General features: G+C 66.2%; 20 protein-coding genes. 11 read left to right on the top strand and 9 right to left on the bottom strand.

The genetic code is table 11. The features are described from left to right. Positions 1-25: 25 nt before the first annotated feature. The 4 genes from SBP02_RS08345 to SBP02_RS08330 all read left to right on the top strand — a co-directional run bounded on the left by SBP02_RS08345 (position 26) and on the right by SBP02_RS08330 (position 3,047). A complete protein-coding gene (locus SBP02_RS08345) occupies positions 26-430 on the top strand; it encodes a translation initiation factor 2 (protein ID WP_318645920.1) in 405 nt (134 codons plus the stop codon). A gap of 6 nt (positions 431-436) precedes the next feature. Then, positions 437-1,114, top strand: a complete 678-nt coding sequence (locus SBP02_RS08340) for a response regulator transcription factor (protein ID WP_318645919.1) — start codon at positions 437-439, stop codon at positions 1,112-1,114. Positions 1,115-1,245: 131 nt separating this feature from the next. Further along, positions 1,246-1,656, top strand: coding sequence for a Spy/CpxP family protein refolding chaperone (locus SBP02_RS08335; protein WP_318645918.1), 411 nt, complete (start codon positions 1,246-1,248; stop codon positions 1,654-1,656). 59 nt (positions 1,657-1,715) lie between these two features. Then, complete coding sequence (locus SBP02_RS08330) at positions 1,716-3,047, top strand: sensor histidine kinase (protein ID WP_318645917.1); 1,332 nt, start codon at positions 1,716-1,718, stop codon at positions 3,045-3,047. A 28-nt stretch (positions 3,048-3,075) separates the two neighbouring features. Here the strand turns inward: SBP02_RS08330 and SBP02_RS08325 are convergent, their stop codons facing one another. Both SBP02_RS08325 and SBP02_RS08320 read right to left on the bottom strand, forming a co-directional pair. Then, entirely contained in the window at positions 3,076-3,636 is a 561-nt protein-coding gene (locus SBP02_RS08325) for a nitroreductase family protein (RefSeq protein WP_318645916.1), read from the bottom strand. Positions 3,637-3,714: 78 nt separating this feature from the next. After that, on the bottom strand, positions 3,715-4,086 hold the full coding sequence (locus tag SBP02_RS08320) for a YkgJ family cysteine cluster protein (protein ID WP_318645915.1): 372 nt from the start codon (positions 4,084-4,086) through the stop codon (positions 3,715-3,717). A 156-nt stretch (positions 4,087-4,242) separates the two neighbouring features. On the opposite strand from SBP02_RS08320, the gene SBP02_RS08315 reads away from it, so the two are divergent. Together SBP02_RS08315 and SBP02_RS08310 are read left to right on the top strand one after the other, a co-directional pair. Next, entirely contained in the window at positions 4,243-5,697 is a 1,455-nt protein-coding gene (locus SBP02_RS08315; protein WP_318645914.1) for a TrkH family potassium uptake protein, read from the top strand. A gap of 77 nt (positions 5,698-5,774) precedes the next feature. After that, complete coding sequence (locus SBP02_RS08310) at positions 5,775-7,229, top strand: TrkH family potassium uptake protein (RefSeq protein ID WP_318645913.1); 1,455 nt, start codon at positions 5,775-5,777, stop codon at positions 7,227-7,229. A 13-nt stretch (positions 7,230-7,242) separates the two neighbouring features. Here SBP02_RS08310 and SBP02_RS08305 read toward each other — a convergent pair whose 3' ends face one another. Then, positions 7,243-8,244, bottom strand: coding sequence for an AraC family transcriptional regulator (locus tag SBP02_RS08305; protein WP_318645912.1), 1,002 nt, complete (start codon positions 8,242-8,244; stop codon positions 7,243-7,245). Positions 8,245-8,412: 168 nt separating this feature from the next. Here SBP02_RS08305 and SBP02_RS08300 point away from each other — a divergent pair, with 168 nt between their 5' ends. After that, a complete protein-coding gene (locus tag SBP02_RS08300) occupies positions 8,413-8,730 on the top strand; it encodes an Mpo1-like protein (protein ID WP_318645911.1) in 318 nt (105 codons plus the stop codon). Positions 8,731-8,920: 190 nt separating this feature from the next. Next, entirely contained in the window at positions 8,921-10,309 is a 1,389-nt protein-coding gene (locus SBP02_RS08295) for an adenylate/guanylate cyclase domain-containing protein (RefSeq protein ID WP_318645910.1), read from the top strand. 61 nt (positions 10,310-10,370) lie between these two features. Here the strand turns inward: SBP02_RS08295 and SBP02_RS08290 are convergent, their stop codons facing one another. Continuing rightward, positions 10,371-11,408 carry a glycosyltransferase family 4 protein gene (locus SBP02_RS08290; RefSeq protein WP_318645909.1) on the bottom strand — a complete coding sequence of 346 codons (1,038 nt, stop codon included), beginning with the start codon at positions 11,406-11,408 and terminating at the stop codon, positions 10,371-10,373. After that, a complete protein-coding gene (locus tag SBP02_RS08285; RefSeq protein WP_318645908.1) occupies positions 11,405-12,220 on the bottom strand; it encodes a UDP-2,3-diacylglucosamine diphosphatase in 816 nt (271 codons plus the stop codon). The genes SBP02_RS08290 and SBP02_RS08285 overlap by 4 nt, the downstream gene beginning before the upstream one ends. A gap of 136 nt (positions 12,221-12,356) precedes the next feature. Between SBP02_RS08285 and SBP02_RS08280 the strand changes: the two genes are divergently transcribed. The 3 genes from SBP02_RS08280 to SBP02_RS08270 all read left to right on the top strand — a co-directional run bounded on the left by SBP02_RS08280 (position 12,357) and on the right by SBP02_RS08270 (position 14,375). After that, positions 12,357-13,109 (top strand): AraC family transcriptional regulator, encoded by a 753-nt coding sequence (locus SBP02_RS08280; protein WP_318645907.1) that lies wholly within the window; start codon positions 12,357-12,359, stop codon positions 13,107-13,109. A gap of 82 nt (positions 13,110-13,191) precedes the next feature. Further along, positions 13,192-13,527, top strand: coding sequence for a tRNA-binding protein (locus SBP02_RS08275; RefSeq protein WP_318645906.1), 336 nt, complete (start codon positions 13,192-13,194; stop codon positions 13,525-13,527). Beyond that, positions 13,524-14,375, top strand: coding sequence for a DMT family transporter (locus SBP02_RS08270; protein ID WP_318645905.1), 852 nt, complete (start codon positions 13,524-13,526; stop codon positions 14,373-14,375). The genes SBP02_RS08275 and SBP02_RS08270 overlap by 4 nt, the downstream gene beginning before the upstream one ends. On the opposite strand, the gene SBP02_RS08265 is transcribed toward SBP02_RS08270, so the two are convergent. From SBP02_RS08265 to SBP02_RS08250, 4 genes are all read right to left on the bottom strand, one after another. Beyond that, positions 14,376-14,669 carry a SelT/SelW/SelH family protein gene (locus SBP02_RS08265; RefSeq protein ID WP_318645904.1) on the bottom strand — a complete coding sequence of 98 codons (294 nt, stop codon included), beginning with the start codon at positions 14,667-14,669 and terminating at the stop codon, positions 14,376-14,378. Between the two features lie 125 nt (positions 14,670-14,794). Then, positions 14,795-16,825 carry a FimV/HubP family polar landmark protein gene (locus SBP02_RS08260; RefSeq protein ID WP_318645903.1) on the bottom strand — a complete coding sequence of 677 codons (2,031 nt, stop codon included), beginning with the start codon at positions 16,823-16,825 and terminating at the stop codon, positions 14,795-14,797. Between the two features lie 306 nt (positions 16,826-17,131). Beyond that, positions 17,132-18,559 carry a DHA2 family efflux MFS transporter permease subunit gene (locus tag SBP02_RS08255; protein WP_318645902.1) on the bottom strand — a complete coding sequence of 476 codons (1,428 nt, stop codon included), beginning with the start codon at positions 18,557-18,559 and terminating at the stop codon, positions 17,132-17,134. Continuing rightward, on the bottom strand, positions 18,559-18,993 hold the full coding sequence (locus SBP02_RS08250) for a MarR family transcriptional regulator (RefSeq protein WP_318645901.1): 435 nt from the start codon (positions 18,991-18,993) through the stop codon (positions 18,559-18,561). The genes SBP02_RS08255 and SBP02_RS08250 overlap by 1 nt, the downstream gene beginning before the upstream one ends. Positions 18,994-19,022 lie beyond the last annotated feature (29 nt).

Raw genomic sequence — 19,022 nt, 5'->3', positions numbered from 1 at the left:
TATCCGTCAGGAAATAGGAGTTCCGATGCGTCCAGGCCTTAAACCGTTGCTCTTTACCCTATGGCTAGCGCCCTTGCACCTGCATGCAGAGGAAGAGGCCGGGCAGCCCCTGCCCCAAGCCGAGGCCATGCAGGCACAGCTGCACACCCTGGAGCAACGCCTGGCGGCCAGCGAGCAGCAGCGCGAGGCGCTGAAAGCCGAGTTGCAGGCCAACAACGGCGAGCGGGAATCGGCGCAGCTGCGCCGTCTGCGCCAGGAGAACCAGCGCCTCAAGCTGCAGCTCAAGAAAGTCCAGGCCGAGTCGCCGACGCACTTGCTCAGCGAGCAGCAAACCTGGTTTGCCATCGGCGCCGGAGCGGGACTGCTCGGGGTGCTCATCGGCGCGCTGCTCAGGGGCAATCGTCGCACCCGCCGCGAATGGATCAATTGAAGCCCCATGAATGAGCTGCTGTTGATCGATGACGACATCGAACTGTGCGAACTGCTGGCCAGCTGGCTGACCCAGGAAGGCTTCCAGGTCAGGGCTTGCCATGACGGCAACGGCGCCCGCCAGGCCCTGAGCGACCAGCGTCCGGACGCGGTGGTGCTCGATGTGATGCTGCCCGACGGCAGCGGCCTGGAACTGCTCAAGCAACTGCGCGGCGAACATCCTGAGCTGCCGGTCCTCATGCTGTCCGCCCGCGGCGAACCGCTGGACCGGATTCTCGGCCTGGAACTCGGGGCCGACGATTACCTGGCCAAACCCTGCGACCCCCGCGAACTCACCGCCCGCCTGCGCGCCGTGCTGCGACGCAGCTCGCCCCCGGCAGTTGCCAGCCAGCTGGAGCTGGGCGACCTGCGCTTCAGCCAGGCCCGCGGGGTGGCCAGCATCGGCGAGCACGAAGTCGCCCTGACGCTCTCCGAAAGTCGTGTGCTCGAAGCCCTGCTGCAACAACCGGGCGAACCGGTCGACAAGCAGGAGCTGGCGCAACTGGCCCTGGGCCGCAAATTGACGCTCTACGACCGCAGCCTGGACATGCACGTCAGCAATCTGCGCAAGAAGCTCGGACCTCACCCGGACGGCCGCCCGCGCATTCTCGCCCTGCGAAGCCGCGGCTATTACTACAACGCCTGAAGGGACGGCCGCAAACCTGGCCGGCAGCGTCTTTACCCAGGCTTTACCCCGGCCTGACCGCCCTTGACCTTGCCCGCCCTAGACTGGGCTCATCCGGCAACCGGCCGGTTCCCAGACTCAGGAGTTCCATGATGCGCAAGACAATCACCGCCGCGCTGCTCGCACTGTCCCTACCGACCCTGGCCCTGGCCATGCCCGAAGGAGGCCCGCGCCACGGTGGCGAACACCAGATGCGAATGTTCCACGAACTGGACCTGAGCAAGGCGCAACAGCGCGAGATGCGCAAATTGATGGACGAGCAGATGAAGAACCGCCACGCCATCACCCAGCGCTACCTCGACAAGCTGCCCGCCGCCGAGCGCAAGGCCATGCAGGACGAGCTGCAGGCCGCCAAGCAACAGCAGCACAGCGCCATGCGCGCCCTGCTCAAGCCCGAACAACGCAAAGCCTTCGACGAACAGCTGAAGAAGAGGGAAGAACGACGCGCCGAACGCGAGGCCTTCAAAGCCTGGCAAGACGAACAGGCGAAGAAGGCCGAGTAAAACCGCCACAGCCCCATCCTCCCGACTCGATGGGGCTGTCACTTGATCGAGGAGTCATCGTGCGCTCATTGTTCTGGCGGATCTTCGCCAGTTTCTGGTTGGCCGCCGCCCTGGTGGCCGGTCTGTCCATGCTCCTGGGCCGCGCACTGAATCAGGATGCCTGGATTCTCAGCCAGCACCCGGCCCTGGACGGCCTGGCCGAGACCTGGACCCGGCACTACGAACAGCAAGGCGCCGACGCCGCCCAGGCGTTTCTGGAACAACGGCGCAAAGCCTTCCGCGTTCACGTTCAGGTGCTCGGCGACAACGGCCAGCCTCTGGTCAAAGGCACCTTCCCACGCCGTGCCGCGGCCCTGGAGGCACGCCAGGCGCATGACCGACGCCTGCCCTGGCGCCGCCTGAGCGTCGAGTACAGCAGCCCCCGGAGCGGCGAAAGCTACCTGTTCATCTACCGCATTCCCCACCCGGAGCTGCTCGCCTGGCACCGCGGCAGCCTGCTCTGGCCACTCAGCGCACTGGGCATCGCCCTGGTGGTGCTGACCCTCACCAGCCTGTTGCTGACCCTGTCGATCACCCGCCCCCTGAATCGCCTGCGCGGGGCGGTGCATGACCTGGGACAAACCGCCTATCAGCAAAACAGCCTGGCCCGCCTGGCTCGCCGCCACGACGAACTGGGCGTGCTGGCCCGCGATTTCAACCGCATGGGCGCACGCCTGCAGGGGCTGATCGGCAGCCAACGGCAACTGCTGCGCGACGTCTCCCACGAACTGCGCTCGCCCCTGGCTCGCCTGCGCGTCGCCCTAGCCCTGGCCGAACGCGCGCAACCCGCAGAGCGGGAGAAGCTCTGGCCACGCCTGGCCCAGGACTGCGACCGCCTGGAGGCCCTGATCGACGAGATACTGGCCCTCGCCCGCCTCGACGCCGACCCCGGTCCCGCCCAGCCGATCGACCTGGGCGCCCTGTTGCGCAAGCTGGAGGAAGACGCGCGGCTCAGCGCCCCGCAACAACGGATCAGCGTCCGAGTAGCGACCGACGCCCAGCTGCGCGGCTGGCCGGACATGCTCGAACGCGCGGTCGACAACCTGCTGCGCAACGCCCTGCGCTTCAACCCGGCCGGGCAGCCGATCGAACTCAGCGCGACACAGGAAGCGGGCGAGCTGTGCATCACCGTACGCGACAAGGGACCGGGGGTCGCTGTCGAACACCTGAGGCAGCTGGGCGAGCCCTTCTATCGCGCCCCCGGCCAGAACGCACCGGGGCACGGTCTGGGCCTGGCCATCGCCCGCCGTGCCGCCGAGCGGCATGGCGGGCGGCTGCTGCTGGAGAACCGCCCGGGAGGCGGCTTCAGCGCCAGCCTGCGGCTACCGCCGAACGCCGCGGCCGGCGCCTAGTAGCGCGGAGGCCCGGCGCAGGCATGGATCAAGCCGGCCAGGCGCTGACGAAGTCCGCCACCTGCACCGCGGCCGGCGTGCGCAGCTCGCGCTCCGGGGTGCCCATGTAGAGGAAGCCGACGATCTGCTCATCGGCACTCAGCCCAAGGCCTGCGGCGACCCTGGGGTCATAGGCCATCTCGCCGGTGCGCCAGACCGCGCCGATGCCCTGGACATGGGCGGCGAGCAGGATGGCGTGGGCCGCGCAACCGGCGGCGATTACCTGCTCCTGGGGCGGCACCTTGGGGTGCTCCTGCAGCCGCGCGATCACCACCACCAGCAAGGGGGCACGCAGCGGCATGGCCCGCGCCTTGGCCAGGGCCTCCTCGCCGGCATCGGCGCTGCGCGCCAGCAGCGCCTGGGCAAACAGTTCACCCAGCTGCTCGCGTGCGTCGCCCTCGACGGTCAGAAAGCGCCAGGGCCGCAGCATGGCATGATCCGGCGCCCGCAGCGCGGCGCGGAACAACAGCTCACGCTGGGCCGCGTCGGGTCCGGGCGCCCGCAAACGCGGCGCGGAAACACGGTTGAGCAGGGCATCGAGCGCATCCATCGGCCACCTCCAGAAGAAAAGAAGCGGCAATTCTAGAGGCACGGCCCCGCCCGTTGGGGAAAAACTGCGGACTGACGCTTAGGCCACGCGCTCCGGCGACACACTCGGCTGCACCGGCGGAGTCAGCGGCGGCAGACCATGAGCGCGGCGGGCATCGTCGCAGCGCGGGTTGTGTTCGCCGTTGGCCCAGGATGCCTCGAACTCACGGCAGGGGCTGGAGCGCTGCTCGTACAGGGTACAGCGCACGCCCTGGCCGACATCGCCGAGCAGGGCGACGCAGCGCGCCGGCTTGGCCTCGGTGCCGCGCATGGCGACCCGGTGCGGGGTGACCTGGATCACCTGCTCATCCGGCACCAAACCGCCGGCCGACTGGCACTCACCCCAGAAGAAAGACACACGAAAATGCGCGCAGCAGGCGCCGCACGTAAGGCAAGGATTAGCGTTCGACATGATTTTAGCGGGCTCAGAAACCGGCAAGGGCCGGCACCTGGCGCGCTATTCTATGCAGCGCCGAGCACTTGTAAAGCGCGGCATGCTGGCGGCTGTATTGCGCTCGCGACAGGGGTAGAATGGCGCCCTTTGCCGTCCTCAGCCCGAGCCCACTTCATGGCCTTGCCGACGCTGCGCATCATCGCCTTCATCCTCGGCATCTTCCTCCTCACCCTGGCCATCAGCATGCTCTTCCCCATGCTGACCCTGCTGCTGCTCGAGCGCACCGACGACCTTTCCGCCTTCCTCTGGTCGAGCCTGATCAGCGCCGTCGGCGGCCTGGCCCTGGTCATCCCCGGGCGACCGGCCGACGCTCAGCTGCGCCCGCGCGACATGTACCTGCTGACCACCGCCAGCTGGCTGGTGGTGTGTCTGTTCGCCGCCCTGCCGATGGTGCTGATCCAGCACATCAGCTACACCGATGCATTCTTCGAGACCATGAGCGGCATCACCACCACAGGCTCCACGGTGCTGGCAGGCCTGGACAGCGCCTCGCCGGGCCTGCTGATCTGGCGCTCGATGCTGCACTGGCTCGGCGGCATCGGCTTCATCGGCATGGCGGTGGCGATCCTGCCGCTGCTGCGCGTGGGCGGCATGCGCCTGTTCCAGACCGAGTCCTCGGACTGGGGCGAGAAGGTCATGCCGCGCTCGCACATGGTCGCCAAGTCCATCCTGCTGGTCTATATCGGCCTGACTCTGCTGGGCTTCCTGGCCTTCTGGGCCGCCGGCATGACGGCCTTCGAGGCCATCAACCATGCGATGAGCGCGATCTCCACCGGTGGCTATTCGACCTCCGACGCCTCCCTGGCCAACTGGCAACAGCCGGCGGTGCACTGGGTAGCCGTGCTGCTGATGATCCTCGGCAGCCTGCCCTTCACCCTCTACGTAGCAACCCTGCGCGGCAACCGCAAGGCACTGCTGAAGGATCAGCAGGTACGCGGCTTTCTCGGCCTGCTGCTGGTGACCTGGCTGCTGTTCGGCGCCTGGCTGTGGCGCCACTCCGAGCTCGGCTGGCTGGACGCCCTGCGCGTCGTCGCGGTCAACGTCACTGCGGTCATCACCACCACCGGCTTTGCCCTGGGCGACTACAGCCAGTGGGGCGGATTCGCCGTGTTGCTGTTCTTCTACCTGACGTTCATCGGTGGTTGCTCCGGCTCCACCTCCGGCGGGCTGAAGATCTTCCGCTTCCAGGTGGCCTGGGTGCTGCTCAAGGCCAGCCTGCAGCAGCTGGTGCATCCGCGGGCGGTAATCAAGCAGCACTACAACAAACACAACCTCGACGAGGAAATCGTTCGCTCGCTGATCACCTTTTCTTTCTTTTTCACCATTACAATCGGCGCCTTGGCGCTGGCGCTGGCCATGCTCGGCCTGGACTGGGTCACGGCTCTGACCGCCGCTGCCACCGCCGTGTGCAACGTGGGGCCCGGTCTCGGCCCGATCATCGGCCCGGCGGGTAACTTCGCCAGCCTGCCGGACAGCGCCAAGTGGCTGTTGACCCTGGGCATGTTGCTGGGGCGCCTGGAAATACTCACCGTGCTGGTACTCGCGACTCCAGCATTCTGGAAGCACTGAAGGTCTGCCACCCCAGCCACCGCGATGCGGCTAGCGAACGGCCATGGACTGACGACATTATTTTTGGAACCGACTAGATGGCTTTGCCGACCCTACGAATCATCGCGTTTATCAACGGCATCTTTCTGATCACCCTGGCCATCAGCATGGTCATACCGATGTTCACCCTGCTGCTGTTCGAACGCGCCCACGAACTCAATGCCTTTCTCTGGTCGAGCCTGATCAGTTTCATGGCTGGCCTGGCCATGGTCATTCAGGGCCGGCCGAAGGACACCCAGCTGCGCCCCCGCGACATGTACATGCTGACGGTGTCGAGCTGGCTGCTGGTCTGCGTGTTCGCCGCCATCCCCTTCATGTTCACCCAGCACATCAGCTACACCGATGCCTTCTTCGAGAGCATGTCCGGCATCACCGCCACCGGCGCCACCGTACTCAGCGGCCTGGACAGCATGTCGCCGGGCATTCTCATCTGGCGCTCGCTGCTGCACTGGCTCGGCGGCATCGGCTTCATCGCCATGGCCGTGGCGATCCTGCCGATGCTGCGCATCGGCGGCATGCGCCTGTTCCAGACCGAATCCTCGGATCGCTCGGAAAAGGTCTTGCCGCGCTCGCACATGGTCGCCAAGTACATGATCGCCGCCTATGTCGGCCTCAGCCTGCTCAGCGTGCTGGCCTTCTGGCTGGCGGGCATGGGGTTGTTCGACGCGATCAACCACACCATGTCGGCCATCGCCACCGGCGGCTTCTCCACCTCCGACCGCTCCCTGGGCAACTGGAGCCAGCCAGCCGTGCACTGGGTGGCGGTGGTGGTGATGATCCTCGGCAGCCTGCCGTTCGTGCTGTATGTCTCGACTATGCGCGGCAACTACCGCGCCCTGCTCAGGGACCAGCAGGTGCAGGGCTTTCTCGGCATACTGCTGTGCACCTGGCTGGCTCTCGGCACCTGGTACTGGCTGACCACCGAGTTGCACTGGCTGGAGGCCATTCGCCATGTGGCGGTCAACAGCACCTCGATCATGACCACCAGCGGCTTCGCCCTGGGCGACTACACCCTGTGGGGCGGCTTCGCCGGCATGCTGTTCTTCTATCTGGGCTTCATCGGCGGCTGCTCCGGCTCAACCGCCGGCGGCCTGAAGATCTTCCGCTTCCAGGTCGCCTACGTACTGCTCAAGGCCAACCTGCAGCAACTGGTACACCCGCGCGCGGTGATCAAGCAGCAATACAACATGCACCGCCTGGACGAGGACATCGTCCGCTCGATCCTGACCTTCTCCTTCTTCTTCACCATCACCATCGCCGCCCTGGCTCTGGCCCTGACCCTCTGTGGCCTGGACTGGATCACCGCACTGAGCGGCGCCGCCAGCACCGTCTCCGGCGTGGGTCCGGGCATGGGCCCGGTCATCGGCCCGGCCGGCAACTATGCCCCCTTGCCGGACATAGCCAAGTGGCTGCTGACCCTGGGCATGTTGCTCGGTCGCCTGGAGATCCTCACCGTGCTGGTGTTGCTGATGCCGTCGTTCTGGCGCCACTAACGCCCCCAGCGGATTAGAGGCGAGCGCGGTATTCGCCGGGGGTGCGCGCGAACCAGCGACGGAAGGCGCGAAAGAAGTTGCTCGGGTCGGCGAACCCCAGCAAGTAGGCAATCTCCAGCAGGGTCAGGTTGGGCTGGCCGAGGTACTGCTCGGCCAGTTCGCGGCGGGTGTCGTCGAGCAGCTGCTGGAAGCTGGTGCCCTCCTCCTGCAAGCGCCGCTGCAGGGTGCGCTGCGACAGGTGCAGCGCCTGGGCCACCGCCTCGCGCTTGGGCTCGCCCTGGGGGAGTTGGCGGCACAGTACCTGGCGGGCCAGATGGGTCACCCGACTCTCCGAAAAGCGCGCCAGGTATTCGCCGGCGAACCTGTCGTGCAGCTGCGCCAGCGCTTCGTTGGCAGTCGGCAGTGGCGTGTCCAGGTCCGCCCGCTCGAACAGCAGGGCGTAGTGCGCCGCGTTGAATCTAAGCTGAGCCTGGAACACCTGCTCGAACGGCTGCAGGTCGGCCGGCGGATCACCCTGGAACAGGACCTGCTGCGGGCGCAGCGGCTTGCCGGTCATCCAGCGGCAGAACGCCAGGGCATAGGCCAGCGAGGCCTCGGCACTCTGACGCGCCGGCGGCAGGCGATCGCCATGGATCGCCAGCACCAGCTCGTAGCCCCGGGGGGTCGGACGAAAGCTCAGGTCGGCGCCCTCGGCGATGATCCGCTGGTAGCGCACCAGGCGCGTCAGCCCCTCCTTCAGTGTGCGGCTGGACATCAGCGCATAGCCGACCACGTGAAACGACGCGGGACGTACCACCTTGGCCATGTTCAAGCCGATCGCCGGATTACCCGACAGCTCGACGGCACGCTGCCACAGCCGGGTCATGCCGTCTTGTGCGAAGCGGGCGTCGGGGTCCTGCAGGGCGGCGTAGTCCAGCCCCAGCTCGAGAAAGAGTGCCCGGCAGTCGACGCCGCCCATTTCCAGCGCCTGGACGATGCCCAGGGCCCAGCTCGACGAGGTAGTGCGTTCGCTCATGGCGTTATTCTTATTAGGCTGTGGATGACGCCCCAACGGGCCGGCGACGCAAGGGTACTAAACTGGCACTCAATGTCACTGGCCCGGCCCGATGGCCGGCTTAGACTGCAGAAAAGCCCCGCCGGCTTCAATGGCCGGGGCGGCCAAAGCATCGACAGGAGGCAAGCCATGACCCGCCACACCCAGCAGCGATACCGCAGCTTCGCCGAGTTCTACCCCTATTACCTGCAGGAGCACAGCAACTCTGTCTGCCGCCGCCTGCACTATGTCGGCAGCCTGCTGGTACTGGGCGTCCTCGGCTATGCCCTGGCCACCCAGCAGTGGCTATGGCTGCTTGCCCTGCCCTTGGCCGGCTACGGCTTCGCCTGGATCGGCCATTTCGTCTTCGAGAAGAACCGCCCGGCGACGTTCCAGTACCCGCTGTACAGCTTCATCGGCGACTGGGTCATGCTCAAGGATGCCTTTACCGGACGCATCAGGTTTTAAGGAGACTCAGCCAGGCCGCCGTCCCTGCGACCGCCCGCCACCCTCAGCCCACCGCTGAGCCATGATGCTTGGCTGTCGCCGTGAGCCTTGGTTATGATCCCAGCCTTGTCCCAAGCTTGGCCCAGAGCTTGCAGACCCTCCAGGCGTCCAGCAGAGGCGTCAGAAAATCAGCAGGGATCGTCTCCACCCAATGAATGCCACCACTTCTAATCGGCCCCATGCATTGCCGGCGCCGCCGCTGCGCGAGTACTACTCCCGCGTGCTGGCCTATATCGCAGTAGCCGCCAGCATTGCCGCCGGCACTCATGCCCAGCATTTCGCCTACAGCATTCTGTGGATGGTGCCCTACGCCCTACTCTATCCGCACCTGGCTCATCACCTGAGCCTGCGCTTCAAGCGCAACCACCCACAGCGCACGACCCTGGCCCTGCTGTTTGTCGACGCCCTGCACTGCGGCGCCGCACTCGCCTTGCTGGGGTTCTCGGTTGTGCCCAGCCTGATGTGCCTGCTGACCCTCGCCTTCAGCTCCCTGGTTATTGGCGGTTTGCGCCATATGGGTCTGGCCCTGCTGGTCGCGCTCAGCGGAACCCTGCTCAGCTGCGCGCTGATCGACCTGCAAATCAACCCCCAATCACCGGCCCTGGTCTCCCTGGTCAGCATCGTCTTCACCACCCTGTACATCTGTATCACCGCCTATTTCGTGCACCAGCAGGGCCTGCGCCTGGCCCAGGTGCGCAGCGAGATCAAGCGCGAGCAGGAAAAGGCCGCGCGCCTGGCGCGCAATCTGGCCAAATACCTGTCGCCCCAGGTGTGGGAGTCGATCTTCAGCGGCAAGAAGAGCGTGCGCTTGGAGACCCAGCGCAAGAAACTCACGGTGTTCTTCTCCGACATCAAGGGCTTCACCGAGCTGTCCGAGGAGCTGGAAGCCGAAGCCCTGACCGACCTGCTCAACAGCTACCTCAACGAGATGTCGAAGATCTGCCTGAAATATGGCGGCACCATCGACAAGTTCATCGGAGATAGCGTCATGGTGTTCTTCGGCGACCCGTCCAGCAAGGGCGCCAAGAAGGACGCGGTGGCGGCGGTGTCGATGGCCATCGCCATGCGCAAGCACATGAAGGTGCTGCGTCAGCAATGGCGCAGCCAGGGCATCACCAAACCCCTGGAGATCCGCATGGGCCTGAACACCGGCTATTGCACGGTCGGCAACTTCGGCGCCGACACGCGCATGGACTACACCATCATCGGCCGCGACGTGAACCTGGCCAGCCGCCTGGAGAGCGCCGCCGAAGCCGGCGAGATCCTCATCTCCCACGAGACCTATTCCCTGGTCAAGGACCTGATCATGTGCCGCGACAAGGGCCAGATCGGCGTCAAGGGCTTCACCCGCCCCGTGCAGATCTATCAGGTGGTGGATTTCCGCCGCGACCTGGGCGCCACCTCCAGCTACGTCGAGCATGAGCTGCCCGGATTCTCCATGTACCTGGACACCAACGGCATCCAGAACTTCGACAAGGAACGGGTCATCCAGGCCCTGCACCAGGCCGCGGAGAAGCTCCGCGACAAGGTGATCATGTGAGCATGCGGGGCCGCTGGAGGGCGGCCTCGTCATCAGAGGCCGGGAGACTCACGCCCCGCCCCTAGGGCCTGGTCGCAACGACCGCTAGATCGAGGCATGGCTCGCCGTCGAGCAGCCGCTGCTGCGCCAGAAACTCCAGGGCCGAGGCCCGCCAGGACTGACGCGCCGCCAGCTCGGCACACCGCGCGCGATCCAACTCCAGCGCAGCCAGGCAGGCCTCGCGCAAGTCCTCGGCCATCACCCCGTTGACGCCCTGCTCCAAGACATCCAGCGGCCCCGGGACCGGAAAGGCAGCCACCGGCGTGCCGCAGGCCAGCGCCTCGAGCATTACCAGACCGTAGGTGTCGGTACGCGAAGGAAACACCAGCACGCTGGCCTGGCGATAGGCCTCGGCCAGGGCCTCTCCATGCCGGTAGCCGAGAAACCTCACCCGCGGAAAGCGGGCCTGCAGCTCCTCGCGCTGCGGACCATCACCCACTACCTGCAGCTCCCCCGGCAGGTCGAGGGCAAGGAAGGCCTGCAGGTTTTTCTCCGCGGCGATGCGCCCGACACAGAGAAATACCGGCTGCACGGGACCGGCCCCCCGCTCCCGGGGATGAAACAGCCGCGTGTCGACCCCCTTGCGCCACAACACCAGACGCCTGATTCGCCACTCCGCCAACTCGCCCCGCAATCGCTCGGTACTCACCAGTACCGCCTGGCTCGGCCGATGGAACCAGCGCAGATAGGCATAGCCCCAACTCAGCGGCAACCAGGACCAGCGGGTGTTGAGATACTCCGGAAAGCGCGTGTGGACAGCGCTGGAGAACGCCAGGCGACGCTTGCCTAGCCAATTCCGCGCCGCCCAGCCCAGGGGCCCCTCGGTGGCGAGATGAACGCAATCCGGACGAAACTCGCGAATCGCCGGCCCGACTCGCCAGAGATCCCACACCAGTGGAATCTCCGGGTAGGTCGGACAAGGCCGCGAACGAAAATCCGAGGGCGACAGCAGCTTGACCTGATGGCCCAGGCCACGCAGCTCGGCGACCAGCGCCTGCAGGCTGGTCACCACACCATTGACCTGCGGCGACCAGGCGTCGGAGACGATCAGTATCCTCATGCCAGCGGCTCGGCGAGGGCCGGCTGTTCCGCCTCCAGCTGCGCCTGCTCCTCGGCGAGCCGATAGAGCAGAATGCTGCCATCGAGCTGCTCGATCAGCGCCGTGCAGGACTCGACCCAGTCGCCGCAGTTCATGTATTCGACGCCGCCCACCCTGCGGATCTCGGCGTGATGGATATGGCCGCAGACCACCCCATTGAAGCCGCGCTTGACGCACTCGTGAGCGATGGCCTCCTCGAAGTCGCTGATGAAGTTCACCGCGCTCTTGACCTTGTGCTTGAGGTAGGCCGACAGCGACCAGTAACCGTAGCCATAGCGCTGGCGCCAGTGATTGAGCCAACGGTTGAGGGTCAGGGTGAACTCGTAGGCCGAGTCGCCGAGGAAGGCCAGCCAGCGGTGGTAGCGGGTGATCACGTCGAACTGGTCGCCATGGATCACCAGCAGCCGGCGGCCGTCGGCGGTGAGGTGCTCGGCCTCGTCGACCAGCTGGATGTTGCCCAGCACCAGGCTGGAATAGCGGCGCAGGAACTCGTCGTGATTGCCGGTGACATAGATCACCTCGGTGCCGCGCTTGCTCATGGTCAGCAGGCGGCGGATCACATTGCTGTGCGCCTGGGGCCAGTAGATGCCGCCGCGCAGCTTCCAGCCGTCGATGATGTCGCCGACCAGATAGACCCGGTCTGCCTGATAGCGCTTGAGAAAGGCGGCCAGATGCTCGGCCTGACAATCCCGGGTGCCCAGGTGGACATCGGAGATCCACAGGGTGCGGACACGTTGCTTACGACTCGGCTTCACCAGCTGTGCGCTGCTCATGGGCGGCCTCCGCCAGGGTTTCGACGAGCATGGCCGACAGGGGTGAAGCCCTTATGACCGCTAGATTTCAATCGGATGACTGCGCCATTGACCGGCCTGCGGGAGTAGACTGACCGCCTTGCTCGAGGAACCGACCATGCCTTCGCTGCTTTCCCTGCGCCACTACAGCCACGAGCTGCTCAGCCATAGCCACGGCCATGCCCAGCTGGTGTTCGGCCTGAGCGGGCAACTCGACTTCGAAGTGGCGGGCCGCGCCAGCCAGGTGATCCGCCAGACCCTGGCGGTGGTACCCGCCGATGCCCGGCACGCCTGCGGCAGCCGAAACGGCAGCCAATGCCTGGTGCTCGATGTGCCCTCGCAGCACTGGCTGCAGCAGCGCCTGGGCGGCCACGCCGACGCCAGCCTGCACCTGCTCGACAGGCCTGGGGCGCTGCAGCTCAACCCGGCGCAGAGCCAACTGGTCAGCTGGCTCGCGGCCAGCCCGATCAACGACCCGGTCATCGCCGAGCAGGGTGCAGCCCTGCTCCTGGCCAGCCTGGCGGCCGAGGCTCAGCCCCTGGGGGAGAGCCGCCGCCTCCCCCTGGCCGCCCTCGACGCCCATATCGACCGGCACGCCGCCCACCCCCTGCAAGTCGGTGACCTGGCTCGGCTGGCGGGCCTGTCCACCGCGCGCTTTCATGCCCGCTTCCTCGACGAAGTCGGGCAGACCCCGATGGAATACGTGCGCGGCCGGCGCCTGCAACTCGCCCGCCACCTGCTGCAGCACAGCCACCTGAGCGTCGGCGACATCGCCGCGCGGGTCGGCTACAGCTCGCAGAGCGCCTTCACCGCCGCCCTCTCGCGCCAGTTCGGCACCACGCCGCGCGCCCTACGCCGCGCCTGCGAGTGACGCGACAAAGCCCGCGACTCGCGCGACAGACAACGCCCATGACGCCCCCTAGACTGCACCCGAGATCAACAGTGGAGGCGTTATGCAGTCTATCGAATGGGACGATTTCCAGCGGGTCGAGTTGCGCGTCGGCACGGTAGTGTCCGCCGAACCCAATGCCAAGGCGCTGAAACCGGCATACGTGCTGCGCGTCGACCTCGGCGAGCTCGGTGTCAAGACCTCCAGCGCCCAGCTGACCGCACACTACCGCTGCGATGAGCTGATCGGTCGGCAGGTGCTGTGCGTGTGCAACTTCGCCCCCAAACGCATCGCCGGGGTTCGCTCGGAAATACTGGTAACCGGGGTGCACGATGCCGCCGACAAGGTGGTGCTCACCGGATTCGACAAACCGCTGCCCAACGGGGCGCGGCTGGCATGAGCGAACGCAAGGCGTTGCTGGCAATTCACCTGGGCGCCCTGCTGTTCGGCCTCTCGGGGATATTCGGCAAGCTGGCCGACAGCGCCCCGCTGGTCATAGTGGTCGGCCGCGCGCTGTTCGCCGTACTGGCCCTGGCCCTGTTCGCCCAGCTGTTCGGGCAGGCCCGCGGCAAGCGCCCCGGCGGAACCCAACTGGGCCTGTTGGGGCTTGGCGGGCTGTTGCTCGGTGCTCATTGGATGACCTTTTTCCAGGCGGTCAACGTTTCCGGCGTGGCCATCGCCACCCTGGGCTTCGCCAGTTTCCCGGCCTTTACCGTGCTACTGGAGGGCCTGCTGTTCCGCGAGCGCACCCGGCCCAGCGAGTTTCTGATGGTGGGCGTGGTCTGCCTGGGCCTGGTGCTGGTCACGCCGAGTTTCGACCTGAACAGCCAGGGTACGGCCGGGCTGCTCTGGGCCGTGCTATCCGGCCTGCTGTTCGCCCTGCTGTCGCTGCTCAATCGGGCCAGCACCCCTGGCATCGACCCGGTCCGGGCCGCGCTGTGCCAGAACTTCACCGCACTGGCCTGCTTCATGCCCTTCGCCTGGCCGCTGCTAGCGGGCCTGAGCCTGCTCGACTGGTTCTGGCTGGCCATGCTCGGGGTGCTCTGCACGGGATTGGCCCACAGCCTGTTCGTCGCCAGCCTGCGGGTGATCAAGGCGCGCAGCGCCGCGGTGATCTTCGCCTTGGAGCCGGTCTATGGCATCGCCTTCGCCTGGTGGCTGTTCCAGGAGGTGCCAACCCCGAGCATGTTCGCCGGTGGCGCGCTAATCATCCTGGCGATCTTCGCCTCGGCGCGTATGGCGCGCTGATCAGGCGTCGCGCGGGCGGTCGCTATGCCCCAGGTCGCGCTGGGGATCGATCTGGTCGCGCACCCGCTGCTTGAGCACCTTGGCCTCGGGAAAACCGCCATCGGCCTTGCGCTCCCAGATCTGCACCGCGTCGCAGGTGATGCGGAACACCCCACCGGTTCCGGGCTCCAGGCTGACCCTGGCCAAGTCATCGGCGAAGGTCGACAGCAGTTCTTGGGCCAGCCAGGCGGCGCGCAGCAACCACTGGCATTGGCTGCAATAGGTGATCACCACTTCCGCTTTGTGACTGGACATGGAACGACTCTGATTGACGGGACGCGGCCATGATAGCGCCAGCGCGGACCTGACCGGGCAGAAAAAAGCCCGCACAGATATATCTGAACGGGCGTGTTCGATGAGGCCACTCGGCGCCGGTGACGCTAGGCGATCTTGGCCAGCAACTCGCGAGCTTGCTGCTTCTGCACCTCGTCGCCCTCGCTGAGCACCTGATTGAGAATGCCGCAGGCGCTGTCGAGGCTGCCTTGCTCTATATAGGCCAGTGCCAGGTTGAGCTTGGTGAGGTTGTCGCGGTCGCTTTCCAGCTGATCGAGCCCGACCAATAACGGGCCGTCGTCCACCGAATCCTGCCGACTGAACTCTTCGGCCACCTCCTCCTGCAACCAGTCCTCGGCACTGGCTTCTTCGACCAGCATGGTCTCGGCAAAGGGACTGCGCACGTCCTGAGAATCCCTCAGGCCCTTGCCAGGAGCGGCATCGCCCGCCTCGCCTGGCGCCGCAGACTTCTTGCTGGACGGTGACTCGAAGGCGGTGACCAGATCCCAATCTGCGTCGAGCGACAGGTCGTCCAGATTGAGCTGGAAGTCGTCCTCCGCCGCGACCTCCATCACCTGCGGCTCCTGGTCCTCGAGCGCCAAGACCGCATCATCCAGGGGATCGCTGCTCGGCCGCTCACTGATTTGCGGGTAGCGTGCCTTGAGCTCATCGACACGCGACGAAGAGGAGCCCCCTTCGCGAAAGAGCGCCTCTTCCTCGGCGAAGGCCTGGACATCCCCCAGTTGAGCCAAGACCTCCAGCAACCGGAAGCGGATATCGTTGCGCTCCGGCTGGGCATCGAGCGCCTTGCGCAGGGCATCGGCAGCCGCACCGAAACGACCATAGGCGATGTAGATATTGGCACCTTCCAGTGCATCGGCAGGAGCGGCCTGGCGCGCCGGCGCGGCGCCCGCCAGCCGGGCCTCGGGCTCGACCGCGGCCGCCTTCGGTGGCTGCACGAGCGGTGCCAGCGCTTCCTCCTCGACGGCAGCCATGACCCGAGGCTCGGGTTCGGGCTGCTGGGCCTCGAGTTGGGCACGCCGTCGGCTGGAGCGCCAGAGCAACCCCGCCAGGCTCGCCAACACCAGGAGCAAGGCCGCGACTCCGGCCTCGAACCAGTTGCGCCCTTGAATCGCGGCGGGTTCGTCCTGGGCCTGCTCGCCCAGAGCGGGCGCGGTGGACTCCGCGGCCCGACCAGCAGGCGTATCGGCCACCCCCTGGCCCTCGCGCAGCCTGGCCTGCAAGGCAGCCAGCTGCTGGTCCTTGCCCTCCATCTGCGCCTGCAGCTGTTGAATCTGCGCCTGCACCTCGGCCAGCTGCTGCTGCAGCTGCAGGTTCTCCGCCGCCTGACCGGCCAGCTCCTGCTCCACGCGCCGCTGCGCCTGAGTGATCAGTTCGACCTGGGGATCGATGGGTTGAGGCGCGGGTGACTCGTTCGAGACGAGCGTCTTAGCGTCGGCTGTGTGCTCCGCCGCTACGGCGGCAGCCTCTGCCTGCAGAGAGGAAACGGCGCTATCCGGCAGCAGCAGCTCGACGCTGGCCAGCAGCTGGTTGATGTCGCCGCCGGCAAAGGCCTGGGGGTTGAGGGCATGAATATCCGCCATCAAATCCTGTTGCCTTGCCTGGCTCCCCTCGGCACGCAAACGTGCGGCGATCTTCCACAGGCTGTCGCCGCGCACGACACGATAGCGCTTGTCCAGAGTCGCCGGCGGCTTGGGCCCTGTTGTGCGGGGCGCAGCCGGAGGGGTCGCCACCGTCGCCCGCCCCCCGAGCGACGCGGCAGGCGCCGAGGTCAGGGTGCGATAGGCCGAGGAGCCGGGCGGGTCCAGCAACAGGGTGTATTCACGCAGCAGCCGGCCATTGGGACGGGCCACTTCGACGATGAAGTTCAAGTACGGCTCACGCACCGGCTGGTTCGAACGAACCCGGATAATCCCGCTGCCATCGCGCAGCAAGGGAGTGAAGCGCAAGTCATTGAGAAAGTAGAAGCGCTCGACCCCGGAGCGACTGAAGACCTCGGTGGGCGCGAGCCTGACCTTCAGGTCATCGGCGCTCAGATCGGCAATTTCGAGTAATTCGATATCCGCTTCGAGTGGTTGATTCAACGCCGAGTGCAGCGTGATTTCGCCCAGCCCCAAGGCCGGTACCAGGCCTGAATAAAGTGCCGAACTGGATGCCAGGCCAAGCAATAATTGGCGACCCCTAGCCATATGACCCCCCGAAAACTCCGTTCTTGAATGACTCACCACCTAGCGGCCGGCTACGCACTTCCTGTGAGCGATGAGAAGAAACGGTTTAGCAAAAAAATGCATTGAGAAAGACGAGCCATGTCGAACTCAACTTGTCAGTGAGTATGGTCACAATATTCGAATTTGCGCAGTTTAGAGGGTAAACCAGGGTTCAGCCTATGGCTCTGACCCGCAAAGTAGCAAAAACCCATCGACTCAACGACGAGTGACGCCCGCGCCTTGATCGGCGCTCGGACGCACGCCCACAGCGGCCAGCACGGTCAGGACGAACACCGCCGCCACCAGCCAGAAACTCTGCTGGAAGGCCAGAGCCTCGGCCATCCCGTGCCCCCCCTCGGCGGCATGACGCCACTCGAGGAAGAAGGTCAGCAGGTTGACGCCGAACGCCCCCCCCAGTTGGCGCACGAAGGTGACGGCCCCGGCCCCCTGGGCCAGCTCCTGCGGGCTGAGGATGTCCAGCGAGCCGGTGCTCAATGCCGGCAGCAGCAAGCCTAGGCCCACCCGGCCGACACAGGCCCAGAAGCACAGCAGGACGAACGGAGCTCCGGGCTCGAGCCAGGCCAGCCCGGCTGCCGACAAGGCGAAGATCAGCAGGCCGCTGGCCAGCAACAACGCCGCCGAGGAGCGGTCGCTCAGCCAGCCGCCGGCAAAGGAGGCGGCTCCCATCAGCACCCCGGTCGGCAGCAACAAGGCGCCGGCCAGACCGGCGCTGTAGCCCTGGATGGTCTGTAGATAGAGCGGGATCAGATAGGTCGAGCCGTACAGCCCTACCCCCAGCGTCAGTGCGACCCAGCTGGCGCTACGGAATCCCGCATGGCGCCACAGATCGAGGGGCAGCAGCGGCGTGCCGCTGCGCCGGCTGCGGGCGAAGAAGCCGGCGAGCGCCACGGCCCCGATCACAGCCGGCAGCCATACCCGCGGTGCGCCCCAGGCGAAGCGTTGCGCCTCGGCCAAGGCACCGAGGGCGGCGAACAGGGCCACGCACATCAACGCGAAGGCACCGACATCCAGCATGGGCGTGGTTCGCTCCCGCTGGCTGGGCAACAACCACTGCCCCGCCAACAGCGCCAGAACGCACAGGGGCAGCGGCAACCAGAACACCGCCGGCCAGCCGAAGTGATCGACCAGGTAACCGCCGATACTCGGGCCCAGCGTCGGCGCGACCATCACCCCGAGGCCGTAGATACCCAGGGCCATGCCACGCCCGGAGACGGCGAACACGCGGAAGATCAGGACCATGGCCAGTGGCTGGACGATGCCCGCGCACAGGCCCTGGACGATGCGCAGGGCGATCAGCTGCCAGGCCGCCTGGGCGACTACGGCCAGCAACGAGGTCAGGATAAAGAGCGCCAGGCCGATCTGCGCGGTACGCCGCGCCCCCCAGCGCGCCTGCGCCCAGGCGGACAACAGCAGGCCGGCGGTCATCGCCGCGAGAAACCCGGTCGACAACCACTGCACCAGGGGCCGGCCAATGGCGAAGTCCACCATGATCGCCGGCAAGGCCACGTTGATGGTGGTCGAGGCCAGGACCATGGCCATGCTGCCGAGCATCAACACGCCCAGCAACCACTGTGGGTAACGGGCGCCGAATCGAACCTGCAAAGCGTGCAGGTCTTGGGCCATCAGCGCTTTTCCAGGTTAGCCAGAACCCGGGCATGCACCTGCTGGCAGCGCCGCAGATCCTCCTCGTCGATACCGGCGAAGCATTCCTTGCGCAGCTGGGTGGAGATGGCCTCGATCTGCTCGATCAGCGGCTGAGCTTGCGGGCTCAGACTGATCTTCTTGGCCCGACGGTCTTCTGGAACTGCCTGACGGCTCACCAGACCTTGCGCCTCCAGGCTGTCGAGCAGGCGTGCCAACGTAGGCCCCTCGACGCCGACGCTCTTGGCCAGCTCGCGCTGGGTCGGCAGTTCGTCGAAACGGGCCAGGTGCAGGAGCACCAGCCAGCGGGCCTGAGAGAGCCCGAGCCCGACCAGTCGGCGATCCAGCTCTGCGCGCCAGGCGCGGGACAATTGGGCGATCTGCATGGCGAAACGGTGTTGATCGGTGTGCGACATGGATGAACGGCTCTTATAATCATAAAAAC

The organism is Pseudomonas benzenivorans (assembly GCF_033547155.1).
Lineage (GTDB): Bacteria > Pseudomonadota > Gammaproteobacteria > Pseudomonadales > Pseudomonadaceae > Aquipseudomonas > Aquipseudomonas benzenivorans_B.
This window is presented reverse-complemented; position numbering and strand designations above follow the sequence as displayed.